Origin of the sequence: Streptomyces solincola (genome assembly GCF_002982015.1) — a bacterium.
Lineage (GTDB): Bacteria > Actinomycetota > Actinomycetes > Streptomycetales > Streptomycetaceae > Streptomyces > Streptomyces solincola.
On the sequence record NZ_PVLV01000355.1, the window covers coordinates 1 to 3,455 of the forward strand.

Here is a 3,455-nt window from a genome sequence, read left to right on the forward strand (position 1 = left end):
CGGCGAGGCCGCCCAGCCGCCGCCGCCCGGCCTCGCCGCCACCCTGCGCGACTACCAGGCCCGCGGCCTGGACTGGCTGGACCTGATGACCTCCCTCGGCCTCGGCGGCTGCCTCGCCGACGACATGGGCCTCGGCAAGACGGTCACCCTCATCGCCCTCCACCTGCGCCGCGCCCGCCCCGAGCCGACCCTGGTGGTCTGCCCCGCCTCCCTGCTGGGCAACTGGCAGCGGGAGATCGTCCGGTTCGCCCCGGGCACGCCGGTGCGCCGCTTCCACGGCGCGGGCCGCTCCCTGGACGGGGCGGACACGGCCGGCGGGTTCGTGCTCACCACGTACGGCACCATGCGCTCCAGCGCCGAGACGCTGGCCGGCACCGCCTGGGGCCTGGTGGTCGCGGACGAGGCGCAGCACGTGAAGAACCCGTTCTCGGCGACCGCCAGGGCGCTGCGGACCATCCCGGCCCCCGCCCGGGTGGCGCTCACCGGCACCCCGGTGGAGAACAACCTCTCCGAGCTGTGGGCGCTGCTCGACTGGACCACCCCCGGGCTGCTCGGCCCGCTCAAGGCGTTCCGCTCCCGGCACGCCCGCGCCGTCGAGGGCAGCGAGACGCTGGGCGACGGCGAGGCGGTCGAGCGGCTGGCCCGCCTGGTCCGCCCGTTCCTGCTGCGCCGCCGCAAGTCCGACCCGGGCATCGTGCCGGAGCTGCCGCCGAAGACCGAGTCCGACCACCCCGTGGCCCTCACCCGCGAGCAGGCCGCGCTGTACGAGGCGGTGGTACGGGAGACCATGGCCCGGGTCGAGGCGGCCGAGGGCATCGCCCGGCGCGGGCTGATCATGTCGCTGCTGACCTCGCTGAAGCAGATCTGCAACCACCCCGCGCAGTTCCTCAAGGAGGAGCGGGCCCGGCTGTCGGGCCGCTCGGGCAAGCTCGCCCTGCTGGACGAGCTGCTGGACACCATCCTCGCCGAGCAGGGCGCGGTGCTCGTCTTCACCCAGTACGTGGCGATGGCCCGCCTGATCACCGCGCACCTGGCCGCCCGGGCGGTGCCCTGCCAACTGCTGCACGGCTCCACCCCGATCGCCGAGCGGGAGCGCATGGTCGACCGCTTCCAGGACGGCGAGGTCCCGGTCTTCGTGCTGTCCCTCAAGGCCGCCGGCACCGGCCTCAACCTCACCCGGGCCGGCCACGTCGTCCACTACGACCGCTGGTGGAATCCGGCGGTCGAGGAGCAGGCCACCGACCGGGCGTACCGCATCGGCCAGACCCAGCCCGTCCAGGTGCACCGGCTGATCGCCGAGGGCACGGTGGAGGACCGCATCGCCGAGCTGCTCCGCTCCAAGCAGGCCCTGGCCGACGCCGTCCTCGGCTCCGGCGAGGCCGCCCTGACCGAGCTGACCGACCGTGAGCTGGCCGACCTGGTCTCGCTGCGGAGGCAGCGATGAGCCCGGGGGAGCGGCGCGGGGGCGGGCGGCCCGGGAGCGCGGGGAGCCGGCGTGCGCCGATGTACGACGACCACCGGCGCACCTTCCCGCCGGTGCCGCCCGCCGAGGGGGACGAGGGCCGGTTCGCCGCCAGTTGGTGGGGCAACGCCTGGGTGGAGGCGCTGGAGGACAGCGCGCTGGACCCGGCCCGGCTCGCCCGGGGGCGCGCCTACGCGGCCCGCGGGCACGTGGACGCCGTCACGGTGACCCCGGGCCGGGTCACCGCCTATGTGCACGGCACCCGGCCGCGCCCCTACCGCGCGGACATCCGGCTGGGAGTGCTCGGCGACGACGATTGGGAGCGCTTCCTGGACTCCGCCGCCGCCCTCTGCTACCAGGTGGCCCGGCTGCTCGACGAGGACCCGTTCGTCCTGTTCCTGCTGCGCGGGCGCGGCGAGCAGGAGATCCTCGCCGCCCTCGGCCGGCGCAACGCCGCCCTGGAGGCCGCCGAGAGCGCCGCCGGCGGCCTCGCCGGCCCGTCCGCCGCGCCGGAGACCGCCGCCCTGCCCGCGTACGCCGTGCTCACCTCGGTGCCGCCCGCGCCGCTCCCGCCGCCGCTGCCGCTGCCGGAGCACCCCGGCCGCCCGCCGGTCTATCCGGAGGACCCGGGCGCCCCCGACGTCCTCGCCCTGGAACTGCTGGCCACCGAGGCGGCCGTCCGCGCGCACGCCCGGCTCGCCACCGGCCGGGACCCGGTGGCCGGCCTGACGGTGTGGCAGGACGCGGTCCGGCTGGCCGCCGCGCACCCGGGCTCCGGCCTGACCGCGGCCACCCGTGCGCTCTACCGCGACCTCGCCGACGCCCTCGACCGCACCCCGGCCGACCTCGCCCGCGCGGTCGCCGCCTGGCGGCAGGGCGGCCTGCCGGGGCTGGCCGCCCTGGAGGAGGCGTGGGATCCGCCGGCCGGCCCGTTCGACCGGGCCCGGCCGCTGCTGATCGCCGCGGGCCTGCCGCTGTTCCGGCCCTGGCGCAACCGCCTGTCCACCCCGGCCGTCCAGTTGCGCTACGGCCGCGACGGGCGGTGGTACGGCTACGAGTCCGACCCGGGCCGCGAGGACTGGTGGCCCCGGGGCGCCCCGGACGCCGACCCGATCGGAGCCCTCGCCGACGTGCTCGAACACTGAGCCGACGCCTCGGGACGGCGAAATCCCAGGACGGTGATCCACGCCGGTGTGACGATCGGAATGGAGCATTCCCCTGATGGGGTGAATGGTGGATACGTCATAACCCGGCCTGGGTACAGGCCGTTATTCCGGTGCGGGCGGGTGCCCGTGACACTCTCCGGAAGGCAGAAGCCACATGAGGCACACTCGCCGAAACACCCTGGTCACCCTGGCTGCCACCGGTGGCGCGCTCGCCCTGGCCTCGGGCTACGCGCACGCCGACTCCGACGCCTCCGGCGCGGCCGCCAACTCCCCGGGCGCCGTCTCGGGCAACGCCGTCCAGCTCCCGGTGGACGTGCCGGTCAGCGTCTGCGGCAACACCATCAACGTGGTCGGCCTGCTCAACCCGGCCTTCGGCAACGGCTGCGCCAACAAGGGCGGCGACCACGGCGGCAGCCACAAGGACAAGCCCGGCACCGCGCACGGCAAGCCCGGCACGCACAACGGCGGCGGCAACGGCAACGGCGGCGCCTCCGCGGACGGCGTCACCGCCAACTCGCCCGGCGTGATCTCGGGCAACGGCATCCAGCTCCCCGTCGACCTGCCGGTCAACGTCAGCGGCAACTCGGTCGGCGTCGTCGGCATCCTCAACCCCGTCTTCGGCAACGCCTCCAGCAACGGCGGAGAGAAGACCCCGCCCACCCCGCAGAAGCCGCCGCAGGTGGAGGAGGAGGAGCCCACCACTCCGCCCGCGCCCGACGAGGCCGTGCCGGTGCCGCTGCCCGCGCCCGAGGTCGAGGAGGCCGCACCGCAGCCGGAGCCGCAGCTCGACCGGCCCGAGCTGGCCGAGACCGGCGCCGGCGCCGGAC

At 76.0% G+C, this 3,455-nt stretch carries 3 protein-coding genes; all 3 read left to right on the forward strand.

Going from position 1 to position 3,455, the window contains the following annotated elements:
- On the forward strand, window positions 1-1,444 hold a 1,444-nt coding region (locus tag C6N75_RS21420), incomplete at its 5' end, for a DEAD/DEAH box helicase (protein WP_146132629.1).
- Window positions 1,441-2,607, forward strand: coding sequence for a hypothetical protein (locus tag C6N75_RS21425; protein WP_407703254.1), 1,167 nt, complete (start codon window positions 1,441-1,443; stop codon window positions 2,605-2,607). The genes C6N75_RS21420 and C6N75_RS21425, both read left to right, overlap by 4 nt.
- A 175-nt stretch (window positions 2,608-2,782) precedes the next feature.
- Window positions 2,783-3,455 (forward strand): chaplin (locus C6N75_RS32135; RefSeq protein WP_105870535.1); only part of this gene is annotated, 673 nt, incomplete at its 3' end.

Bases quoted from the DNA above. Each gene is read 5' to 3' on its own strand.
- C6N75_RS21425 (WP_407703254.1), top strand. From the start codon at position 1,441: ATGAGCCCGGGGGAGCGGCGCGGGGGCGGGCGGCCCGGGAGCGCGGGG.